Origin of the sequence: Flavobacterium nitrogenifigens (assembly GCF_003254565.1) — a bacterium.
Classification (GTDB): domain Bacteria; phylum Bacteroidota; class Bacteroidia; order Flavobacteriales; family Flavobacteriaceae; genus Flavobacterium; species Flavobacterium nitrogenifigens.
Genome location: NZ_QJRI01000176.1, coordinates 246,072 through 269,850 on the forward strand (window position 1 = coordinate 246,072; position 23,779 = coordinate 269,850).

13 protein-coding genes are annotated in these 23,779 nt (G+C 35.5%); 3 read left to right on the forward strand and 10 right to left on the reverse strand.

From position 1 onward, the window contains the following. Positions 1 to 235: 235 nt before the first annotated feature. The 8 genes from DM397_RS14395 to DM397_RS14430 form a co-directional block, all read right to left on the reverse strand. Entirely contained in the window at positions 236 to 3,184 is a 2,949-nt protein-coding gene (locus DM397_RS14395; protein WP_111378196.1) for an FAD-binding and (Fe-S)-binding domain-containing protein, read from the reverse strand. Positions 3,185 to 3,353: 169 nt separating this feature from the next. Next, entirely contained in the window at positions 3,354 to 5,651 is a 2,298-nt protein-coding gene (locus DM397_RS14400; protein WP_111378197.1) for an aminotransferase class III-fold pyridoxal phosphate-dependent enzyme, read from the reverse strand. A 153-nt stretch (positions 5,652 to 5,804) separates the two neighbouring features. Further along, on the reverse strand, positions 5,805 to 7,940 hold the full coding sequence (locus DM397_RS14405; RefSeq protein WP_111378198.1) for a beta-galactosidase: 2,136 nt from the start codon (positions 7,938 to 7,940) through the stop codon (positions 5,805 to 5,807). Positions 7,941 to 8,133: 193 nt separating this feature from the next. Beyond that, complete coding sequence (locus tag DM397_RS14410) at positions 8,134 to 10,140, reverse strand: MGH1-like glycoside hydrolase domain-containing protein (protein ID WP_111378199.1); 2,007 nt, start codon at positions 10,138 to 10,140, stop codon at positions 8,134 to 8,136. Positions 10,141 to 10,276: 136 nt separating this feature from the next. Continuing rightward, complete coding sequence (locus DM397_RS14415) at positions 10,277 to 11,776, reverse strand: RagB/SusD family nutrient uptake outer membrane protein (protein ID WP_111378200.1); 1,500 nt, start codon at positions 11,774 to 11,776, stop codon at positions 10,277 to 10,279. A 22-nt stretch (positions 11,777 to 11,798) separates the two neighbouring features. Then, positions 11,799 to 14,921 (reverse strand): SusC/RagA family TonB-linked outer membrane protein, encoded by a 3,123-nt coding sequence (locus DM397_RS14420; RefSeq protein ID WP_111378201.1) that lies wholly within the window; start codon positions 14,919 to 14,921, stop codon positions 11,799 to 11,801. A 162-nt stretch (positions 14,922 to 15,083) separates the two neighbouring features. Beyond that, complete coding sequence (gene amaB / locus DM397_RS14425) at positions 15,084 to 16,637, reverse strand: L-piperidine-6-carboxylate dehydrogenase (protein WP_111378202.1); 1,554 nt, start codon at positions 16,635 to 16,637, stop codon at positions 15,084 to 15,086. Between the two features lie 37 nt (positions 16,638 to 16,674). Continuing rightward, positions 16,675 to 17,490, reverse strand: coding sequence for a DUF1338 domain-containing protein (locus tag DM397_RS14430; protein ID WP_111378203.1), 816 nt, complete (start codon positions 17,488 to 17,490; stop codon positions 16,675 to 16,677). Positions 17,491 to 17,680: 190 nt separating this feature from the next. On the opposite strand from DM397_RS14430, the gene DM397_RS14435 reads away from it, so the two are divergent. Next, positions 17,681 to 18,151: an Lrp/AsnC family transcriptional regulator gene (locus tag DM397_RS14435; RefSeq protein WP_111378204.1), complete on the forward strand. Its 471-nt coding sequence runs from the start codon at positions 17,681 to 17,683 to the stop codon at positions 18,149 to 18,151. A 176-nt stretch (positions 18,152 to 18,327) separates the two neighbouring features. Here the strand turns inward: DM397_RS14435 and DM397_RS14440 are convergent, their stop codons facing one another. Continuing rightward, on the reverse strand, positions 18,328 to 18,657 hold the full coding sequence (locus DM397_RS14440; RefSeq protein ID WP_204251878.1) for a hypothetical protein: 330 nt from the start codon (positions 18,655 to 18,657) through the stop codon (positions 18,328 to 18,330). 88 nt (positions 18,658 to 18,745) lie between these two features. Between DM397_RS14440 and DM397_RS14445 the strand changes: the two genes are divergently transcribed. Then, positions 18,746 to 19,618, forward strand: a complete 873-nt coding sequence (locus DM397_RS14445; RefSeq protein ID WP_111378205.1) for a LysR substrate-binding domain-containing protein — start codon at positions 18,746 to 18,748, stop codon at positions 19,616 to 19,618. A gap of 150 nt (positions 19,619 to 19,768) precedes the next feature. On the opposite strand, the gene DM397_RS14450 is transcribed toward DM397_RS14445, so the two are convergent. Then, positions 19,769 to 21,124, reverse strand: coding sequence for a DUF3108 domain-containing protein (locus DM397_RS14450; RefSeq protein WP_239457859.1), 1,356 nt, complete (start codon positions 21,122 to 21,124; stop codon positions 19,769 to 19,771). Positions 21,125 to 21,662: 538 nt separating this feature from the next. Here DM397_RS14450 and DM397_RS14460 point away from each other — a divergent pair. Continuing rightward, positions 21,663 to 23,779 (forward strand): beta strand repeat-containing protein (locus DM397_RS14460; protein ID WP_111378207.1); only part of this gene is annotated, 2,117 nt, incomplete at its 3' end.

Genomic DNA, 23,779 nt, shown 5'->3' on the forward strand with positions numbered 1-23,779 from the left:
CATGCGTGAGACACACTGCAGTGCGCCTCTACAGAATATTGGAACGATAATAATTTCCGCATTTTGAATTCAAAAAAAATCAAAATATATTTTTAAAACAAAGCATATCTGTAGAGACGCACCGCAGTGCGTCTACGTCCAGTATATCTGCAACATAAAATTTTTGAGGAAAACTGTATGGGAGACGCACTGCAGTGCGCCTCTACAGAATATTGGAATGATAATAAACCAATCTTTACTTCAAAGCCTTAAATAATATCTCCACAGGATGCAATGCTTTGCGTCCTGTTCCATCAGCAATTTGATGCCTGCAGCTTGTTCCAGGCGCAGCGATTAAAGTAATGGCTTCTTCTGCCCTAATTGTAGGAAACAAAACCAATTCTCCAATTTTCATCGAAATATCATAATGCTCTTTTTCATAACCAAATGAACCTGCCATTCCGCAGCAACCGCTTGGAATATTTAAAACGGTGTAATTCTTAGGCAGCGAAAGTATCTTTTTAAGCGGAACTAAAGACGATAAACTTTTTTGAAAACAGTGTCCATGCATTCGCACTCTTTCTGTTTCGTCTGTAAAACTATCGCATGCAATTCTTCCTGCATCCAATTCTTGGGCTAGAAATTCTTCTATTAGAAAAGTTTTACCTGCAATTCTTTTTGCTTTTTCTTTTAAATCTCCACGGCACAAATCAGGATATTCGTCACGAAATGAAAGTATTGCCGAAGGTTCAATTCCGATCAAAAGACCATCATTTGGAATCGCATTCTCAAAATCTTTGATATTCTGTTCAGCAATTTCTCGCGCCTCTTTCAACATTCCTTTTGAGAGATATGTTCTTCCGCTGATTCCAATTTTAGGAACTAAAACTTTATAACCTAATCTATTTAAAAGTTTGACAGCCGTCTGTCCTATTTCTACATCATAATAGTTAAGAAACTCGTCATTATACAAATGCACATTTCCGTTTCTAAAATCACCTATTTGGCTATAGCTTTTTATCCATTTGGCAAAAGTAATTTTATGCATTAAAGGCAATTGCCTTTCTACGGCAAAACCAGTGCTTTTTTTAATCCAATTTCCGAGAATTCCTTTTGTAGACACATTATATAGCCACGGAACTGAAGCAAACAACTGGTTCAACTTTGGCGTATTTCCGATCAATTTAGATCTAAATTTCACCCCGTTTTTATCATGATACTGCTGTAATGTTTCGGCTTTCAGTTTTGCCATATCCACATTCGAAGGACATTCTGACTTACAGCCTTTACAGCTTAAACATAAATCCAAGACCTCCAACAGATTTTCATCATCAAATCGGTTTGTTTTTGTAGAATTTGTAATGGTTTCTCTCAGCATATTGGCACGCGCTCTTGTCGTATGCTTTTCGTCTCGGGTCGCCATATAACTTGGACACATTGTACCGCCGCTTTTCTCTGTTTTTCTGCAATCGCCAGATCCGTTGCACATTTCTGCCGCGCGAAGGATTCCGTTATGTTCTGAGAAATCGAAATACGTTTCAGGCATCGGCGTATCTTGTCCTGCCGTGTAACGCAGACTTGTATCCATAGGAGGCGTATTCACGATTTTTCCCGGATTAAAAACTCCCCACGGATCCCAAACCTTTTTCACCTGGACAAATAATTGATAAATTTCATCTCCCAACATTAGCGGAATAAACTCTCCGCGAAGTCTTCCATCTCCATGTTCTCCACTTAACGAGCCTTTGTATTTTTTAACCAAATGGGCAATATCGGTTGCAATAGTTCTAAAAAGTGCCGTTCCTTCATGAGTTTTTAAATCTATAATGGGGCGCAAATGCAATTCACCTGTAGCGGCATGCGCATAATGCACACAGTTTAGATTTCTCTCTTTCAGGATTGCATTAAAATCTTCAATAAAATCAGGCAAATCATTTACATCGACCGCTGTGTCTTCAATTACGGCAACTGCTTTGGCATCTCCCGGAATATTAGATAATAAGCCTAAACCTGCTTTTCTTAATGCCCAGACTTTATTAGTATCTTCACCATAAACAATTGGGAAATGATATCCAAGATTTTCCGAACGCATTAAAGCTTCCATTTCTCTGGCAATACTGTCTATTTCTTCTTGTGAATCTCTCAAAAATTCGACCGCCAAAATAGCTTGAGGATCGCCTTTTACAAAAAAACGATTCTTGCTTTGCTCAATATTTTCTTTGGTGCATTCCAGAATATAATGGTCAATTAATTCAACACTATCTGGGTTAAACTTCAATGCTTCAATATTGGCTTTTAATGATTCATGAATACTTTCAAAATGCACACAAACCAAAGCCGAATACGGTTTTAAGGCATCAACTAGATTTAGTTTGATTGCTGTAGAAAAAAACAATGTTCCTTCGGAGCCTGCAATCAGTTTACAGAAATTGAACTTTTCAGCATAATCACCAAACGGACTGCTGTCTGCCAATAAATCTAGCGCATATCCTGTATTTCTTCTCGGAATTGATTTCTTAGGAAAATTGGCGTCAAATAAATTTCGGTTATAATCAGACGATAATATCTCTTTAGCTTGCTGATAAACTGCTTGTTCCAGTTCGCTTACAACATTAATTCCGTTACATTTATCCTCAAATTCGGCATTGGTCAAAGAACCAAAAACAACTTCATTTCCATCTGCCAGAAAACCTTTTATTTCGAGTACATGTTCGCGGGTTGATCCATACACAACAGATCTTGCTCCGCAGGCATTATTTCCAACCATTCCGCCAATCATACAGCGATTGCTGGTAGAAGTTTCTGGTCCAAAAAAAAGTTTATATGGTTTTAAATGAAGATTCAATTCATCGCGAATAACGCCAGGTTCAACCCAAGCCGACTTTTCTTCCTGATTTACCGAAATAATTTTGGTAAACTCTTGCGAAATATCAACCACAATTCCGTTTCCAACCACTTGCCCAGCCAGTGAAGTTCCAGCCGCACGAGGAATAATACTGCTGTTGTTTTCTTTTGCAAAAGCAATAATTTTTTGAATATCTTCTTTCGATTTCGGAACAGCTACGGCCAAAGGCATTTCTTTGTAAGCGCTTGCATCTGTTGCGTAAAGCAGACGCATGGTATGATCGTAAAATAATTTGCCCTCTAATTCCTTTTCTAAACCTTCAAGTTTAGCAGAAATCTTTGGAAGGATATTATTATTCATTTTTATTTAATATTTAATAGTGTTTTAACACATAGAAACATAGATTTTATCTTTAAAAAAGGTAATAAAAAAGAAACTCGTTTCTTAACACATAGCTATGTGCATTCATGCTAAGTGAAACGTCTTTCTCACAAAATAAAAAACTATGTTTCTATGTGTTAAAAAAAATCTATAATTCGCTTAATGCAATGTCTAATAACTCAACCATTTCATCAGCATTTTGTTTATTAAATGGCATTGGCGGTTTTATTTTTAGAACATTATGCAAAGGTCCGTCTGTGCTTAATAAATAACCTTTGGCTTTCAATTTTTCGACTACAATATCAATTTCAGGAATGGCTGGCTCCATAGTAGTTCTATCTTTTACCATTTCTGCTCCAATAAACAAACCATGTCCTCGAACATCACTGATAATAGGATATTTAGCCATTAAACCTTTTAGTCCGTTCATCAGATAATTACCCGTTTCCAAAGCATGCTGCTGCATTTCTTCCTGCTGGATTACCTCTAAAACAGCCAATCCTGTGGCCATAGAAACAGGATTGCCTCCAAAAGTGTTGAAGTATTCCAAGCCATTATTAAAAGCTTCTGCAATCTCTTCGGTTACAATTACAGCTGCAAGCGGATGCCCGTTACCTATTGGTTTTCCTAAAACAACAATATCGGGAACTACATCTTGCAATTCGAAGCCCCAGAAATGATCTCCAATTCTTCCAAAACCAACCTGAACTTCATCTGCAATACAAACTCCTCCTGCTGCGCGAACGTAGTCGTAAACTGTTTTTAAATAATTCTCTGGCAACGGAATCTGACCTCCAACTCCCAATAAAGTTTCACAGATAAAAACTGCTGGCGCTTTATCTTCTTTCTTTAAGTTTTCGATAATTCGCTGTACATCTTCAGCATACTTTTCTCCTGCTGCTGCATCTCCATATTTATAAGGACCACGATACAAATCTGGATTAATTGCTTTATGAATCCACGGCATTTGGCCAGAACCTCCCTTGCTGTCAAATTTATACGGACTCATTTCCATTGCTACGGTCGATGTTCCGTGATAAGCATGATCGAGTACGATAATATCTTTTTGTTTGGTAAAATGACGGCTCATACGAATAGCCAAATCATTGGCCTCGCTTCCAGAGTTTACAAAATAGCAAACACTTAGTTTTTCGGGTAAAGTTGCTGTTAGTTTTTCTGCATAATCGGTTATAGCATCATTTAAATATCTTGTATTCGTATTCAAAGTTGCTATTTGATGCTGCATTTTTCTTACTATAACTGGATGACAATGCCCCACATGCGAAGGATTATTTACACAATCAACAAAAGTTCTTCCTTTGTCATCATACAAATATTGCAAAGCTCCTTTTACAATTTTTAGTTTGTCTTTGTAACCAATACTTAAATTTCTTCCTATTTTCTTTTTTCTAACTTCAAGAAGCTCTGAGTAATCATCAGAATTGATTAATCCGTCAAAACCGCATGCTTTTCTAAATGCATCTTGTGCTTTAATTGGGTTTATCTTTATCCATTTATACAACAAATCCCAAGCTGGTTTTTCGGTCACAAAATGATGTTCGTTATTACTATCCAATGATGCATTATAAGCAGATTGTGTCACACTGATGCAAAGTCTTCCTGCAATGAGATAATACAAAAGATCTAATTCCTGTTCTGTAAGTGCATACGAATTATGGTATCCTTCAACAATTTTTGCTGCTACAGCCAACGGATCTTCTTCATCAAGCATCGCATACACGCAGGCAATAGCCAAATTATTGATTAAAGCCGTATATACCATGTCGCCAAAATCAATTAGGCCACTTATACGATTGTCTTTTACCAAAACATTGTAATCGTTGGCATCATTATGAATGTAAGCATGTCTCAGTCGGTGCAACTGCGGCAATACTTCTGTATCAAACTGCAATAAAAAATAACCCGCTATACGTCTTTTTTCGTGATTTAGAATATACTTTAAATTATCGCCTGCTTCGCTTGCACGGCTAATATCCCAAGTATAATTGCGATGCATTGCCGGATGAGAGAAATCAGCCAAAGCGTTATCCATTTTTCCTAGGAAAGAACCTAAGTTATAATGCAGTTCACTGTTTTTGTCCTTTTCATCTACCCAAAAAGTGCCTTCCAAAAAGTTTAGAATTCTAATATAATAGGTTTGAGAATCTTTTATAATCTGAGTCAGTCCCTCTCCTATTTTATTTGGGCAAAAATGCTGAAAACAATCTGAAATAGCACTATTGCCAAGATGCCTCAAGATAGAAGCCTGCGCCTTTAAAAACGGAAACGAGTGGCTCTCATTTGATACTTTGAGGATGTACTTTTCATTTTTATCATCGGATAAAAGAAAGTTCAATTCATCATATCCATTTAATGCTTTTACGGTTACGTTTAATCCGTAATGTTCTTTTACTAAATCCTGAATAACTGTCTCTGAAAAAGTCATTGTATTCTATTAAAATGTTTCATATTTTCTTTTAGCCATGAATTACACCAATTTACACGAATTTTTTCTCTTTTAAGATTATCCTGCAAGGTTTTAAAAACCTTGTAGGAAAATTCATAATTCGTGTAAATTGGTGTAATTCGTGGCAAACTTTTATTTCCAAATAATGGCCTGCGCTGGTTCTAATGGATTTTTTCCCACTAATATTTTACTTCCTGCTGGAATTGGCAGATTTACCGTTTCATTGGTATAATTTACACCAACATAAAAACCATCGCGCCATTCTACATAAACCCCTTTTGGCAAATCTTGAATAGCAACTTTTGCACGTTCGTATACCGTTCTTACCACTTGTCTTTCCAGATTTCCATCTTTACTTTCAGCGCCAATGTAGGTAACGGTTCCTTTTCCAAGTTTTCTTGTAATCGCTGCTGCTTTGCCTTTGTAAAATTGATCGGCATAAGAAGCTAAAACTTCAGTTCCTTGTTTCGGATTTAAAACATCTGCCCAAACATTCCACTTATAGGTATTGTTTCCTGCAGTTACAGTTCCGTTTACATCTTCAACCAACATATCAAAAAACTCAACATCTGCTCCAATCAAAGGCACAATTGGTCCACTCCAATTTGCTTCGAAAAAATGACCGTTTTTATCCTTTTGTCCCGTACGGCATGAAAGGATTAAATTTCCGCCATTTTCAACATATTTCGTCCATTTGTCTACCAGTTTTTGATCAACTAACTGATACGCTGGAGCAACAATAAACGGATAAGCCGAAAAATCACTTTCTTCTGTAATAAAATCCATTGGCGCACCCGTTGATTTTACTGCTGAAGTATAGGTATTTCTATGTCTCCAAGTACTCCAAAATTCTGTTTGTTTCTGATTCTCTAAATCCCAAAGATTCTCGTGACTCCACAAAAATCCTGTTTTTCTCTTTGCAATTTCTTGCGGAATAACTGCTTTTGGGTTGTATTCTTTACGAAGCAATTTCATGTCTTCAATAGATTGTACAAACTCTTTTCCTCCTGTTGTCAAAGTTACTCCATCTGTGCCAACAATTCCATCGTGATACATTTCGCTGCTTCCTAGCGGATGTCTATATCTGTACGTACAAGTAAAAGAACAGCCTCCTCCAAAAGCCTGAGAAATCCACATGTGAACTGTTCCTGGCAATAACTGCGGATTAATGCTTGCCCAGTTTACTTGTCCAGGTTGCATTTCCATTACGCCCGTAACGCCATTTATAGATCTGTAATAATCATTGGCTTCCGAAATTTTATTAGGATGTCCCATTCTGAAATTTTGTCCACCTAATTGATTTCTTCCGCTTACAGGATACATGGTATAGGTTGCAAAATCCATTTTATCTGTTTTCCTTGGATCAGCACCATAAACCACATTGGTATAATTTGTCGTAATCCATTGTTTTGGATCGATATGCTTTCTAAGTATTTCAGCTTGCAAATTCAAATACTCAGCTTGAGAATCTGCTGTGTATCTTTTGAAATCTAATATAGCATGCGGACTTAGTTTGTCTTCAAAATAAATCTCTGCATTTGGAATCGCAATCTGTTCAAAATTATTGTATCTGATGCTCCAGAAACTCGCTACCCACTCCGCATTTAATTTTTCGATTGTCCCGTATTTCGCTTTAAGCCATTTCTGAAATCCTTTTTGTGCTGATGGACTAAAATCGTCTGGCGCTCCTGGTTCGTTATCAACCTGCCAGCCAATTACATTTTTGTTATTACCGTATCTTTTTCCTAATTCAGTAACAATTTTAGCAACAAATTCTCTATATTTTTCATTAGACACAGACTGGTTGGCTCTGTTACCGTGTTCTCTTCTTCGTCCGCTTGCATCAACCAGATAGATTTCAGGATACTTTTCTCCCATCCATGCTGGCGGAGTTGGCGTTGGCGTGCACATGATTACTTTCAAACCTTGTTTTTCGGCAATAGCCAATGCGTCGTCCAGCCATTTAAAATCATATTTTCCTTCTTCAGGCTCCAAAAAAGTCCATGCAAATTCAGCAAAATGCGTAAACTCAAAACCTAGTTTTTTAATGTTTTTTAAATCACGCTCCCATTGTTCTCTTGGCCATTGCTCTGGATAATAATATACTCCAATCTGCATTAAATCAGGCTTTGAGAAAAATCGCTGCGGATCTTTATTCTCTGTAGTTGTACTTTTCTTGCTTTGAGCAAAAACTGGTGTTGAATGGCAGCTTGCAATAAGCAATCCTGCCGTTATTATTCTTGTGAAAGATATATTGTGGTTAAACATAGTTAGTTGTTGTTATTTATTAAGTTAAATTAAACACATAGACACATAGTTTTTATTTCTAAAAAAAGATAGATGAAAGAAACTAGTTCCTAACACATAGCTATGTTTGCTTTAGAAAAGCGAAACGTCTTTTAACGTTCCTATTACAAATCTACCGATCTATGTTTCTATATGTTCAAATCTTGACTTTTTATTATTTATCTTCTAAAAGTAGCATTAAATAATGTGAAGCCGACCAGCTGAAGTTAAAAGCTTCTAATCCCTTACCAGTTACAGGCTGATAGTTTTCTCTTATGGTAGTGCCTTTATCTAAAGCACCTTCAGCATTATGCATCAGTTTATGCGCCAGTTCATTTGCTTCTTTTGCATACCCGCATTTTTCCAATCCGTTAATACCAAAATAACTTTGGTCAAGCCAAATTGGTCCTCTCCAATATCCGCCTTCTGGTTTAAACTTTGGATGATTCGCAGCCAATGTTGGCAAAGGCACAAAAGTGTTTAGACTAGCTGGATCAATCATATTGTTTTTTGCTGATTTGGCTTGCTCAACAGTAGCAACTTCTGCCCAAATAGGACAATATCCTTCGCATCCCATTGCTTTTATCAATGTCTTGCCGTCAATTGTCGTGTCATAAAACCAACCTGTTGCTTCATCCCAAAATTGTTTTTGAATTTTCAGTTTTAATGCATCACTTTCGTCTTTCCATTTTTTAGCTTCATCCGTTAATTTTAAAACAACTGCCATTTTGCTGAGATAATTTTTCTCAGCAAATAAAAATGAATTTAAATCAACGCTTTCCTGATCTAACGAATACGCTTTTTCACCATTTTTCAAGATTTTGCTATCATCAAAACGAACGGCATTATCCATTCCGCTTTCCCATTTTGCTGCAATTACAGTTCCATCTGTCGAACCAAATTCGCATAATCCGTCTTGGTCGTGATCACGCTCTTTGTACCACCAATTATGATATAATGTAAGCTTTGGATAAAACTCTTTTATGAAATTATCATCTTTCGTTTTTTCATAAATCTTCCATATTGCCCAAGCAGCAAGCGGTGCTTTTGTATTTCTATAATTGTTTTCTTCAAGAAGATTATTTCTGTAGATGCAATCTGGAATAAAACCATTTGGATCCTGATAATCGAACAAAGCACGCATTTGATTTTTGGCTAATTCAGTATCATAATTCGCTACCGCAACGGCATGCTTCCAACTGTCCCAAGCCCAAAAACCGTGAAACCATTCGTAATTGTAACTCGGAAAAAGACCTCCGTGTTTTAATCCTTCTGCTGCAATTCTTGTATTGTTTTGTAAAGTCAATACCAATTTTGCTACAAAATCTGAATAAATCTGATCTTTGTAAATACTTTTCTTTTTGACAATAAGGTCTGCCAACAGTTTTTCCTTTTCTTTTTGTGTGTTGTTTAACAGTGTAGTAAATACCGTTTTTTGTATCGTTTCATTTTCTATTTTCCAAGAATATTGCGGAAAAATAAAACTTTGTGAAACTACAATCTCTTTAGTTTCATTTGGTTTTAAAACCAATTTTTCTGTCTGTGCTTTGAATCCTTGTTTCGTAATTTCAATCTCAGGATTTGATTTTAAAAACTGAATATATCCTATAGCAGTGCTTTTTGTAGAAACAATTTTTAAAGTATTTTTTTCATTAGACAATTTCAGATCATCTAAAAAAAGAGACGTATTATACGAAGGAAAAAGTGTAATTGTTTTTGCCGTTTTATTGGTAATACTTGTTTTTTGCAAAGCCGAATGACCTGATAAAAACACCAATTGCTGTTTTACTTCTAATTTGTCATTTTTAAACTGTTGTTCTAAATGGCTATTAAAACTGTTTTGCGTAACCAATGAACTTTTCCAGTCGATGATATTTTGCTTGTTCTCGTCTTTTAATTCTAGTGAAACAAATGATGGACTTAACCATACTCCGTTTTGTTCGGTCATTAAAAATGGTCCCGAAAAACCTGCCTGAGCATTTGAACTCTCTAAAAACCCAAATGCAAACCAAGCCCCTTTATCTGAGAACGCTAATGGTTTTCTGTCGGTTGCATTTGCTGGATTTCCTTTGTAATTGATACTATTTTTAGCTGATTCTAAATTTGGAAAGCTTTTTTGAGACCAACCTGATTGTATTAGAAAGAGGGATGAAAGAATAAAAAATATTTTCTTTTTGCTCATGTTGTGTCAGTTTTGTGTTGTGTTATTATATAGCTATAGATCAGCTCATTTTACTGAGAAGACCAATATCTTTAGATAAAAAGAATAGCCAAGAAATATAGGCTATTCTTTTTAAATATTTAAATCATTTTGAGAATTAATTCGCTTGTAATTCTGTCAATGGAATTGGGTAAAAGTTATTTTTTGCCGCATCAAAACCTGTACGTCCAACAGCATCAAGAGCTTCTTTTGTTTTTCCCCAACGGCGTAAATCGTAAAAACGGAAATTTTCAAGTGGGAATTCTAAAATTCTTTCGTGTTCAATTTGTGCTTTTACCTGAGCTGTTGTTGTTCCAGTCATTGCAGGCATATCTGCTCTTTCGCGAACTTTGTTGATATACGGAATAGCTTCTGCTGGACGTCCTAATTCATTTAAAGCTTCAGCCTGCATCAATAATACATTTGAATAACGCATTAAAGGAACATTGATGGCTGTATATTCCTGATCCATTTTTTCCTGTGTGCTTGGAATAAATTTGCGGTACACTGGTTTGTCTGTATCTCCAAACTTGTCATCATAAGTTGTTCCAAGTACCAACGGATTATTAGGATCATTAAAATATGGATCTTTGAAGAAAATGGTACTGTATAAACGCGAATCGTAGTTTCCTGTAGTTGCAATTTTCCCTTCTTTTTTAAATTCATTTACAAGCATTGCACTTGGAAGAATTTCGTCCCATCCGCCAAGTTCTGCCGCAGCCATCCAGTAATGAAGAGCATTACGGTAGAAAGCACCATTTGCTGTAGTTTCTGAAAACTGACGCTCGAAGATTGATTCTTTTGTATTTTTGGCTGTTCCATCAAACATAGAAACATAATCTTTAACCAGCTCATATCCTTGTACTTTGTTAAATGCAGTAAGCGCTTCGTTCAGGAATGTTTGCTTTTGAGCTGTTTCTTCATAAGCTCTTGTCAAATAAGCAAATCCTAAATAACTATTGGCAGCACCGCTTGTAGCACGTCCTGTTTTATCTGCAGATTGTTTTGCAGGTAAAATAGCTGCTACGGCTTTAAATTCGCTGGTGATAAAATCCCAAGCTTCTGCACGTGTTGACAATGGAATGCTTAGATCGCTTTCTTTTGTAATATATTTATTTCTGATATAGATTTGATCCCAGTTCAAAATCAGTTTCATATGATAATAAGCGCGTAAAAAACGAGCCTCTGCTTCGATCTGTTTGCGATCTTCATCTGTAATTTTAGATGACGGAACCTGTGGCAATTTATCAATTACCTGATTGGCGTTGCTAATTCCTCTGTAGTTAATTTTCCAATACGTAGTAAATTGGCTATTCCCATTTGTATAGGTAAAAGTCGATAGTTCAACCCAGTTTTGATAGTTCAATGCATCACTTCCTAATTCGTTTACGTCTTCGCGATACGCTTCAACAGGCCATTTTACTTCGGCGAAAGCCCATGGATCAATACCGAATTCTAATTGTGAGTAAGTTGACGCCAAAGCAGACTCTGCATCGGCTTTATTTCTCCAGAAATTATCTGATGTAAGTTCATCTGGAGATTGTTGATCCAAATAGTCATCACAGCTTGCAAAAGTGAATAAACCTATAGCGGATAATATTAAAAATATCTTTTTCATGATAATGTCTTATTAAATAGAATTAAAATATGTACTGAACTCCAGAAACAAACGATCTTGTAAATGGATAAACAAAACGGTCAACACCTGTGTTAACTACTGAATTACGTGAGAATTCTGGATCAATTCCTGAATAATTAGTGATAGTAAACAAGTTTTCGGCACTTACATAAAATCTAAGTTTGTCGATTTTTGCTTTACCTAACATTTTGCTTGGTATAGTATATCCTAATTGCAATTGGCGCATTCTGATAAAATCTCCGCTTTCAAGAAAACGATCTGATTCACGGCTGTTTCCGTTAGGATCCTGCAATACGGCACGCGGAATATTACTGTGGTTCTCTGGTGTCCAAGAATTTAATGTAGAAGCCAGCATATTGGTTCCTGCATTCATAGACTCATAGAAATATCTATTTCCGTTGTATAATTTATTTCCCCATCCGCTTCCTATTAATGCAGAGAAGTCAAATCCTTTATAACTTGCACCTAAACTAAGGTTTACTTCCAGTTTTGGCAATCCTGTTCCAGCATAAGCTTTATCATTTTCGTCTATAACACCATCTCCGTTCAAATCTTTAAAGCGAATATCTCCAGGCTGTGCATTTGGCTGTAATAAAACACCGTTTTTACTGTGAGCCGCTACTTCTGCCGCTGATTGGAAAATACCATCTGTTTGATATAAATAGAATCCGCTGATTGGGCTTCCTACACGAGCTTGTGTTGGAAAGTGCTCGTCTCCGTATTTTAATCCTTCTCCATAAATTGTTTGTCCCTCATTAGCCAGTTCTTCTACTTTATTTTTAAGCGTCGTAAGGTTTAATCCTGCGTTGTACTTAAATTCATTTACTTGATCACGGTAATTTACTTCAAACTCAAATCCTTTATTGCTAATTTTACCTACGTTAAGAACAGGATCATCAATTCCAGCAGATGGAGCCAGTTTTTTTGTAATCAATAAGTTGTCTGTTACATTATAGTAGTAGTTCATAGAACCGCTAATCTTTCCATTTAAAAGCGTATAATCTAAACCGATATTTTTAGAATCTGTAGTTTCCCATTGCAGATTTCTATTTTCTAATGCTGTTGCAATGCTTCCTGGCCAAGGATTGCTTCCTATACCCTGAACATATCCATTTTCTAAAGAGTTACCTGTTTTGATCAATGTATTTGCAGAATAATATCCTAAAGCCGCTTCGTTACCCAATTGTCCCCAGCTTGCACGTAATTTTAAGGTAGAAAGAATCATATCTTTTGGGAAGAAATCTTCTTGTTCGATTTTCCATCCTAAAGCAATAGACGGGAAAGTTCCCCAACGGCTATCTTCTCCAAATTTAGAAGAACCATCTTTTCTAACTGTCACCTGAAGCAGGTAACGATCATTGTATGAATAATTTAACCTGCTAAAGAAAGATACTCTGTTGTATTGAAATTTTGAACCATCAGCAGAATAAGTACCTCCTCTTCCGGCACCAATGGTTTCAAAACTAGGATCAAGAAATCCTGATGGACGGTCGATAGAAACCAACTGTCCGTTTTCTACAGTGTAATCGGTTGTTTTTCCTTCAACACTAACATCGTTCCAGTTTGATGCTTGACTGTTAAACGTATTACCAAGCATTAAACCGAAAACATGTTTCCCGAAAGTTTTATCAATAGTGATAATATTATCTAATATCTGTTCGTTCCAAGTCGTTCTCAACTCTCTATGCATTGGATAAAGATGCACTTCTTTTGGATTTGCAATGTATGGAGGAAAATGAAACGTTTGCTGATTATTCTTTACGCGGTAAGAATAAGCCAGTTTGTATTTTAACCATGGAGCAATATTGGCTGTTGCCGAAATATTTGCCGTTATGTCCTGTCCTATGTCATTACTCTTTTTAAAATGTTCTTCGGCAACTGGATTTGTTCCTGCTGGCAGGCCATTTTTATTCGCTAGTCCATAACCATATTCTTCATTTTCGTCATAAACTGGAACTAAAGGAGACATAGTATATACTTCTTTTAACTGAAAATTAGGCAATGCATTTTGCGTTCCCATATAAGCCATTTTCCCATCGATATCAAAAATTGATTTTTTGAAACTAACTCTGGCACTACCAGTTTGCTGTGCAAATTCGTTGTCAATTACAATACCTTTTTGCTTTACGTAATTTCCGTATAGTGCAAATTTAAAATCACCTTGTCTTCCTTGAATCCCTAAGCCATAGTTTTGTGTAAGCCCTGAACGGAAAACTTCATCCTGCCAATCTGTATTTGCATCAGATGGTGCTGTAATATAGGCTGGAAGCGGTTTTGGAGAAGTTGCATATTTATTGTACTCATCATACATTCTTTTGTTAACCGTACGGTAACCATCAGCATCCAGCATATCAAGTGTTTTTGCTGGATTTGTAATGCTTAAAAAAGAACTGAAATCAACTTTTACGCCTTCTTTCTGTCCATTTTTAGTTGTTACGATAATTACACCATTTGCGGCAACAGATCCGTAAATTGCAGCTGCAGCACCATCCTTAAGAACCTCCATAGATTCAATATTGGTTGGATTTACAGTATTAATAGAACCTTGAAAACCGTCAATGATATAAAGTGGCTCTGTTGCGCCAAAGGTATTTACTCCACGAATTTTTACACTTACAGAAGCTCCAGCAACACCACCACTTTTTTGTACATTGACCCCTGCAACCAAGCCCTGAAGCGCTTCAGCTGGACTAGTTGTCGCACGAGTTTCGAGGCTTTCTTTTTTGACAGTAGAAATAGCTCCCGTAACATTACTTTTCTTTTGAGTACCATAACCAATAATGACTACCTCATTCAGCTTATTGGTTTCTTCTTGCATAGTTACATTAAGTTCTGCTCGATTATTTATCTCCTGATTAATTGAAGTAAATCCCATATATGAAAAAACAATAACGGGATTCGCTAATGTCGAAGGATACACTAAAGTATAATTTCCATCAATGTCTGTTGCTGCATTGTATTTAGAATCTTTGATTGAAATACTTACGCCTGGCAGCGTATTATTTTTATCATCTGTAACTTTTCCTGAAACAGTTTTTTGGGCTTGTGCAAAGCTAATGTTTGGTAGCCACAAACATAACAGCAGAGGAATAAAGTAAATTACCCTAATTAGTTTTTTGTTCATCTTGGTAATGGTTTAAGTTAGTAATTTTTTAGGTTTTTAATTTTTTAGTTTTTGTATTGCATGTGTATACATCTTGTTCGATAATGTCTTAAAAACATTATCAAACAAAATGCGGTATTCTCTTTGATATTTTTTGTTAAGCTTTAGCTGGCTCTAAAGAGTTTACAAGTCAAATTTTATTCCTTGAGCTAGCGGCAAACTTGTAGTATAATTGATTGTATTGGTTTGTCTTCTCATGTAAATTTTCCAGGCATCAGATCCAGATTCCCGGCCACCACCAGTTTCTTTCTCACCACCAAAAGCACCTCCAATTTCAGCACCAGAGGTTCCTATATTTACATTTGCAATGCCACAATCAGAACCTGTAACAGACAGGAATAATTCGGCTTCTCTTAAATTATTTGTCATAATTGCAGAAGAAAGTCCTTGCATTACACCATTTTGCATCTCAATTGCCGCTTCAACAGTTCCTGAATATTTTATTAAGTATAATACAGGAGCAAAAGTTTCGTGCTGTACAATTTCAAAAGAATTATCAGCCTCTGCAATTGCTGGTTTTACATAGCAGCCACTTTCATATCCATCACCAGAAAGTACTCCGCCATCAACCAAAATTTTGCCACCTTGCTCTACCACTTTTTTCAAAGCATCATTATACAATTCAACTGCCTGCTTGTCGATAAGAGGACCTACATGATTTTTTTCGTCTAAAGGATTCCCAATGCGCAATTGTCCATAAGCAGAAATCAGAGCTTCTTTAACTTTTTCATAAATGTTTTCATGAATAATTAAACGGCGTGTAGAAGTACATCTTTGTCCTGCTGTACCAACAGCACCAAACACGGCACCAATAACGGTCATTTTAATATCTGCATCTGGCGTTACAATAATGGCGTTGTTGCCACCTAATTCCAGTAACGATTTTCCAAAACGTCCTGCAACTACCTGCGCTACAATTTTACCCATTCGCGTAGAACCAGTAGCCGAGATTAACGGAATACGTTTATCATTGGTTAGCAATTCGCCAATTTTATAATCGCCTGTAATTAAGCACGAAATTCCTTCAGGTAAATTGTTCTCTTTTATAACCTCTGCCATAATATTTTGGCAAGCAACTGCACAAAGAGGTGTTTTTTCTGAAGGTTTCCAAACGCATACATCGCCGCAAATCCAAGCTAGAGCGGTATTCCAAGCCCAAACAGCCACTGGAAAGTTAAATGCCGAAATAATCCCGACAACTCCTAGAGAATGGTACTGCTCATACATTCTGTGTCCTGGCCTTTCTGAATGCATTGTCAATCCGTGCAGCTGACGCGAAAGTCCGACTGCAAAATCACAGATATCAATCATTTCCTGAACTTCACCATAACCTTCCTGAAGTGATTTTCCCATTTCATAAGAAACCAGTTTCCCTAAAGCTTCTTTATTTTTGCGCAATTTTTCTCCAAACTGACGCACGATTTCTCCACGTTGAGGCGCTGGCATTAATCTAAATTGTTTAAAAGCATCAGTCGCCGATTCCATCACTTTTTCATAATCAGCTGTACTTGATGTTTTAACCTTTCCGATTAATTTTCCATCTACGGGCGAGTAGCTTTCTAAAATTTCCCCATCAGAAAAATTATTAAGCCCTGTCCAAGTTCCATTATTAACTTCTTTTATATTTAGCTGCTCTAAAGCTTCTTTTATACCAAACTGCAATTCTGTATTCGTCATTGTGACTTTTAATTGTTCTTTTTATACTAAATGAATATTATAACGCTTTTTGAAGCTTTACATCGGTGCTTTCAAATATTTTATCTGCTGATGAAGCCACAAAACCTTGATATAATTCGCCGTTTGACATCGGATAACGCAATGCAAATTCATAATAGCATGACGGCACTTTTAACGTTCCTTCTTCGAAATCGATATCGTATAAATCTGCCAATGTGCTCGATTGTTCTAAAAGCTGTTCTGGAGTTCCTTTGATTTTTCCTCCAGAAGAATTAAGCTCCCATCCGCTAGATTCTAAGAAATTATTCAATTCTTCTAAGGTTTTAAAGCCTTTTAAAGCATTGGTATTGATTGTAAAGTGATTGGCTCTAAAACCATACACATACATCCAAGCCGCATATTCAGACTCTTCCAATAATGATTTGTAAACCGCCTGTGAATTTCCGTTCCAAACAGATCCGCTTAAAACCAATTCTGGATTATTGAACGCATTCTGATCGCAGCTGTTTAATAAATTCTCAACCGTATTCTGTAAATCAGCAGAACATTTTTCCAATTCCAATTCAGAAATAAAAATTCTAGGCGCGTCTTTGTCAGTTGCGTGCTCATAATGTTTAGCAAAAAGCTTTTTAGTTTCAAAATGATACTCCCCTTTTGCCTCATAACCCACATTTAGAAATGGTTTTTCTAATACTTCGATATTCACACGCTTATCATTGAAAGTACGAATTGCGATATGATCATTTTTAATTTCTTCTCCCTTGTCTTCCAGGAGTTCATGAATTTTTAAGGCTGATGGAGTAATTTCAACATATTGCTCCCATAGTTTTGTAAGTAGCTGATCTTTGCTCATTTTGTAGTTATGTTAAAATAGTGTTATTATGACACAAATCTATACATATAACTGTTATTATAACAGTATAAAAGTACGATTATTTATAATTAAACATTTGTTATGTTATTTTTTGTAATTTTGACACTTTAAAAACCATTTTTAACAGAAGAATTGTCAAAATAATAGAATCATTAATTTAAAAGTACTTATGGCAAAGGGTAAGAAGAATGAAAATACTGACTATTTAGATCGAGAAATTATACAAAAACTGAGTGAGAATGCAAGAATACCATTTTCTGATCTCGCTAAAGAATTAAATATTTCCAATTCACTGGTGCATTTACGAGTTAAAAAACTGCAAGAGACAGGAGTAATTAATAGTTTTTCGGTAAAATTGAATCCGAAAGAGCTTGGTTTTGAAACTATTACCTATACAGGAATTGTTACTAAAGAGGCTCATTTTTCATACTCAATCGCTGAAAAACTAAAAGCAATTCCAGAAGTAATTGAATGTCATTGGGTGTCAGGGAAATATGCTTTATTTATTAAAATAGTAGCTGCAAATAATGAAGAACTCCGTAAAATTTTGTACGAACAAGTTCATCAGATTGAAGGAGTTGGAAGCACAGATTCTTTCTTCTCTTTTGGCTCTGCATTCGAAAAGAATCTGCCTGTTTAATATCCAAAAGGACCGAGTACATTTATGATATTCTTTAATGCTGGCACCAACCAAAGTGTCAGCAGAAAAAAAACTGCACCAAATAGTCAGATCTACTTTGATGCAGTTGAGATTGGGATTCTTTAGATTTAAAAAGATCCTTTCTGAAATAATTTCAAAAATTCTATACGATTATTCTATAATCCTAGTTTTTGTTTTAGGTTTTCGTATCCGTCCTTATACTCCCAAAAAATCAATCTATTATTTGCATAAGTTGTGCAAATATATTTTTCACTTACAGACTGAATTCTGTCTACAGAAATCAATTTTTTCTTTGGTGCTTGATCCTTAACATATTCTTCAATCTCCTTGTTTGAAGCATCAAAACCATGAAGAATAATGTAATTGGAAACGGTAACTTCAATAAAACGAGGCTCGCTTGGATTTTTCATATTATTAAAACTTGAAAGTGAAATTAATCCTATTGCGATCAATAGGAACAACGCAATTGTTTTTAAATTTTTCATTTTTTAAATATTTTTTTACAAACTTAAAAACAATAATTAATACTTTTATTTCTATTTTAGCAATCATTAATACCTAAAAAGTATAAGAATGGATTTACGAACTTTAAATTACTTTCAGGTTCTTGCCGAGGAACTTCATTTTGGCCGTGCAGCTGAAAGGCTAAACATTTCCCAGCCTCCTCTGAGCAGAGCAATAAAGCAATTGGAAGATGATTTTGGTGTTTTATTATTTGAAAGGACAAAACGAAAAGTTCTCTTAACCTCAGCTGGAGAAGAATTATTGGTGCAGACGAAGCAAATGATTTCTCAAATGGCGTCGATTAAAAAAAGATTGAAAATCGTGGGAAAGGGAGAAAGTGGCAATTTACGCATTGGCTATGTGGGAGCCACAATGCATAGCGATTTACCCAATTTATTAAAACTATTTCATGAGCAGTACCCAGAAATAGATTTAAACTTTGAAGAACAGCCCAACATAAATTTAATGCAGTCTTTGAATAATGGCACTATGGATGCTGCTTTTGTTCGAACTTGGTTAAATCCAAAAAACTTAGAGGAGAAAATTATCATGACCGAATCTTTAATTGCCGTTTTACCGCTCAAACATGAATTATCTCACCAGAAAAAAATCAAAATTAAAGACTTAGAAAATGAAAATTTTATAAGTTTTGCAAGAGATTGCGGACCAACAATTTTTGACAGTTTCCTGGAATTATGTTCTACCTCGGGTTTCGTGCCAAAAATTTTTCATCAGGCAACTCAATTAAACTCTATTCTTCGATTAGTAGAATCTGGCTTTGGCATTTCATTACTTCCTGCATCAATTGCAAAAAACAATAATTTGAATTTAAAATTTATTCCGTTAGACAATAAGATCGAAAATATTCCCTTAATCATGTTGTATCGAAAAGAAAATGCTAATCCGAGTTTATGGCATTTATTAAATACTATATCAAGTTAAATAACAGATTTGCCGATTAGAATTGGGTCATTCTATATGTTTATTTTCTTTACATAGAAATGCCCCAAATAGTGTCTTACTTTTTTGGGGCATTATAGAAACCGTTAGGCTGGTTTCCTATTAGATCTTATACTCTTTAAAAATTATGCTTTATTCTTTTAAATTCACTTCTTTCTTTTCACCATCCTTATCGATTGTCAGACGCTTCTCAATATTAGCTTTATCGGTATAAGATTGTCTTGCCGTACCATAATTTGTTGTAGAACCTTGATAGCCATAATAATTGTAATAATTTGTATATCCAGACACGTATGAATAATTATAAGAGTTCGTAAAATCAAAGCTAACCATAACAACATAAGTTCCTGGCATTAGATCTGCAAATTCAAAATGTCCTTGATCGTCATATACTTTGGCTTTTTTAACCGAGTAGCCAAAATCACTATCTAAAGGAACTTCTGGCATTTTCTTCTGCTTACGGATTTTCTTATTGACTTCTATCCACTCTTCATAATAAGCCGAACTTGGAAAAATGGTAATCTCAGTTCCTTTTGGCGCAAATTGTTTCTTGGCAGTATTAACCAAGCCTCCCAATTTCTTGCCAGAATCTGATCTTGCATATGCTGTACCAATTATGACACTATTTCCATTGGAAATCTGTCTCACAACTTCTTCTTTATTAAATTTATTTTTAATAGGCTGATAATCTAATTCCTCATTAACGGTAATTTCCCACATTCCATTTGCCATAGACATTTCACGTTGCCAGAGACGATGGTCTTTTTTGTCTATAATATAATTATAGTAAGCATTAGTACTTTCTTCTAGAACTGAAACAATCCATGTTTCGTGCTTTCCAGTTCTTGGCGAATTGTAGACAAAGCTTTTTACTTCTTTGATCGTGTAATATTCAACAAGCACATTTGACTCGTCATTATAATAAAATTGCGGAAAACGACCTTTATATCCTACATCTAGTGGCAATGTTCCAATTAAGTGATCCGTCCAGTTAAAATCAAAAAATTCTTCTTTAGGCTTAAGCTTCAGTTTTTTATCTTTTTTGGTTTTCTTCGAATAAAAATTACCTGTAATCGTTTCGCCGAAGTTAAGATTCAGTTTTGCATTTTTGGTTTCATCAGAATAACTGATCGCTTTAAGAGTTAGTGCGTCTGCTGTACTAATGCGTGTGGTAGGCTTTCCGTTATCTTTTGGAGTGAAAGTATTATTTAAAGTCACCTGATTGTTAGCCAAAGAAATATCGTAGGTCAATGCTCCCATATTTTTCCATTCTGTACCTTTTACATAATACACGGTATAGAGCGATTTTTCGGGTTTTATATATTTGGTATTGATATCTTTACTTCCAGGGACTATTTCTTTTTGGCTAAATGCAAGAAATGGAAGCAGCATCATTATATACAAAAGCTGTTGTGCCAAAATTGCTTTTCTACTTTTTAAAAATGTCAGTTTCATTAATAAAAAACGATCTAAACGGTTAACTTTCATTGGATTTTACTTGGTTAGCTGCAAATTTACTGACGCAATACGCGTAAAACAATACCTGATTTCATGGTTATTTCTGTTCTAATTGTCTTTTACTATACCTGCAGTGAGGTTAAAATTGTTATTCAAAACTTCTTTAACAACACAAAAACAATTAAATATCAGCACATTACATCCATTTTATTATTCTTTTTACCGTTGCAAAATAGCAAAGCTTGTTTCAAGTTACAATTTGCAACCATTTTAGGAGCTTATCAAAAAGCCTAAAGTTCACCACTAAAATAGCCTACTTGTAGGATTATTACCATAAAAATGAGATAAAAAACAAGTCGTACTACAAAAAAATAAATATATTCTTATATTTTTTAACATTTGAGCCTAGGTAAATTCTCTACCTTTAACATACCTCATAAAAATCTATATAAGCACTTCTATCTGCCTTTCTCTTCATTGATTTTTATACCCTGCCTCATTTTATATTCCCTGAATTTCGAAAAATCTGCTCCAAGCGGGGCTATTGCACAATTTAAAATATTAAAAAATGAAAAAAACACTACTCCTTACAGCTTTTCTTATTTGTTTTTTAAGTACAGTTCATGCGCAAGTAGGTATTGGAACACCAATGCCAAACGCTTCTTCACAATTAGAAGTCGTTGCTGCAGATAAAGGTGTACTAATTCCTAAAATTAGTTTAAAAAGTTCAACAGATGCTACAACCATTACAAATGGTAATGTCAACAGCTTACTGGTGTTTAATACCGCAACTATTTCGGATATTAAACCTGGATATTACTATTGGTATGAGGACAAATGGAATAGAATTGTAATTTCAACTGAAATAAGTGCAAGTCCAGGAACTGTTATTTATAACCCCAATAATCAGCAATTTACTTATATAGATGCTTCGGGAAATACACAAATTATAGATATAGCAGCTATTGTAAAAGCCAATGAAACGATTACTTCTCTAGTGAATAATGGCGGAGGCTCATATACCTACACTAATGAAGCTGGAACAGCAGTAAATATCGATGTAATTGGCGATGTAACATCTAATTTTAGCACTATTGTAAATAACCCTGCTGTGACCAATATTATTCAAAACATTGTAAATAAAACAGAGGGCAATGTTTCTTTTAATTCCACAACAAATCAATTTACTTATGTTGATGCTTCGGGAAACACACAAATAGTAGATATCAGTACTATTGTAAAAGCTAATGAAACAATAACTACACTGGATAAGGATGCTTCTAATAATGGTCAATACACTTATACAAGTGAAAATGCCACAGTAACTACAATTGATGTTATTAATGACGTCATTAATAATTCTTCTGTAATTATGAATAATTCGACTTTTATTACGCAGCTGACCAATATTATCAAAAATAATGAGACGTTAACAAGTCTGGTTTATGATGCGGCAGCAAACACTTTGACTTATACAGATGAAAAAGCGGTGCCAAACGTAATTAATTTGGTTGATTTGGTTGGTAATGCTGAAACTCAGACTACATTAGTTTATGATCCGGTTGCAAAAACTTTAACCTATAATGGAGAAAGCGGAACTCCTACCGTAATTAATCTAGTTGATTTAGTTGGAGATTCAGAAACCGTAACCACTCAAACTCAAGATCCGGCAACGGGAGTCATTACTTATACCAACGAAGCTGGAACAGCAACAACAGCACAAGTTACCAGTACAGATGCAGGCAACATATTAACCGTTGGTACAGATGGTGGAAGTTTATTGACTCCGACCGCAATTACAAATGCTACCACAGTATCAAACACATCGGCAGTAAATAGTCTGACTACAACCGTAAACGGTGTAACGGGAACAGCAGTGCCTATTATTAATACTAATGAAACTTCATTAACGGGAGCAAATTTGACAACAACTGTAAACGGAGTAGCCAGTACAGTCTTAGATTTAACTCCAGCTATAACAGCTGCAACTACCAATACTTTAAGCTTAACAGGTAACGCTTTAACCTCAACGATAAACGGAGTAGCCGCAACATCAAATGCTGTAAGCGGTGTTTCAAATGCTTCGACGGTAAATACTTCGACGGTAACTATAAACGGCATTACTAGTACAGGTGCTCCTATAATCAATAGCAATGAAACTTCATTAACTGGAGCTAGCTTAACAACAACCGTAAATGGAGTTGCAAGCACCCCATTAGATTTAACTCCAATCATTACAGCAGCAACTACCAATACTTTAGGCTTAACGGGTAATACTTTAACCTCAACGGTAAACGGAGTAGCATCAACATCAGACGCTGTAAGTGGTGTTTCAAATGCTTCGGCAGTAAATACTTCGACGGTAACCGTAAACGGTATTACTAGTACAGGTGCTCCTATAATCAATAGCAATACAACTTCATTAACTGGAGCTAGCTTAACAACAACCGTAAATGGAGTTGCAAGCACACCATTAGATTTAACTCCAATCATTACAGCAGCAACTACCAATAGTTTGGGCTTAACGGGTAATACTTTAACCTCAATGGTAAACGGAGTAGTGGCCACTTCAGATGCTGTTAGTAGTGTTTCGAACACTTCGACCGTAAATACTTCGATGGTAACCGTAAACGGTATTACCAGTACAGGTGCTCCTATAATCAATAGCAATACAACTTCATTAAC

Coding starts and splice junctions, on each gene's coding strand:
- DM397_RS14395 (WP_111378196.1), bottom strand. CDS start 3,184: ATGAATAATAATATCCTTCCAAAGATTTCTGCTAAACTTGAAGGTTTA.
- DM397_RS14400 (WP_111378197.1), bottom strand. CDS start 5,651: ATGACTTTTTCAGAGACAGTTATTCAGGATTTAGTAAAAGAACATTAC.
- DM397_RS14405 (WP_111378198.1), bottom strand. CDS start 7,940: ATGTTTAACCACAATATATCTTTCACAAGAATAATAACGGCAGGATTG.
- DM397_RS14410 (WP_111378199.1), bottom strand. CDS start 10,140: ATGAGCAAAAAGAAAATATTTTTTATTCTTTCATCCCTCTTTCTAATA.
- DM397_RS14415 (WP_111378200.1), bottom strand. CDS start 11,776: ATGAAAAAGATATTTTTAATATTATCCGCTATAGGTTTATTCACTTTT.
- DM397_RS14420 (WP_111378201.1), bottom strand. CDS start 14,921: ATGAACAAAAAACTAATTAGGGTAATTTACTTTATTCCTCTGCTGTTA.
- amaB (WP_111378202.1), bottom strand. CDS start 16,637: ATGACGAATACAGAATTGCAGTTTGGTATAAAAGAAGCTTTAGAGCAG.
- DM397_RS14430 (WP_111378203.1), bottom strand. CDS start 17,490: ATGAGCAAAGATCAGCTACTTACAAAACTATGGGAGCAATATGTTGAA.
- DM397_RS14435 (WP_111378204.1), top strand. CDS start 17,681: ATGGCAAAGGGTAAGAAGAATGAAAATACTGACTATTTAGATCGAGAA.
- DM397_RS14440 (WP_204251878.1), bottom strand. CDS start 18,657: ATGAAAAATTTAAAAACAATTGCGTTGTTCCTATTGATCGCAATAGGA.
- DM397_RS14445 (WP_111378205.1), top strand. CDS start 18,746: ATGGATTTACGAACTTTAAATTACTTTCAGGTTCTTGCCGAGGAACTT.
- DM397_RS14450 (WP_239457859.1), bottom strand. CDS start 21,124: ATGAAAGTTAACCGTTTAGATCGTTTTTTATTAATGAAACTGACATTT.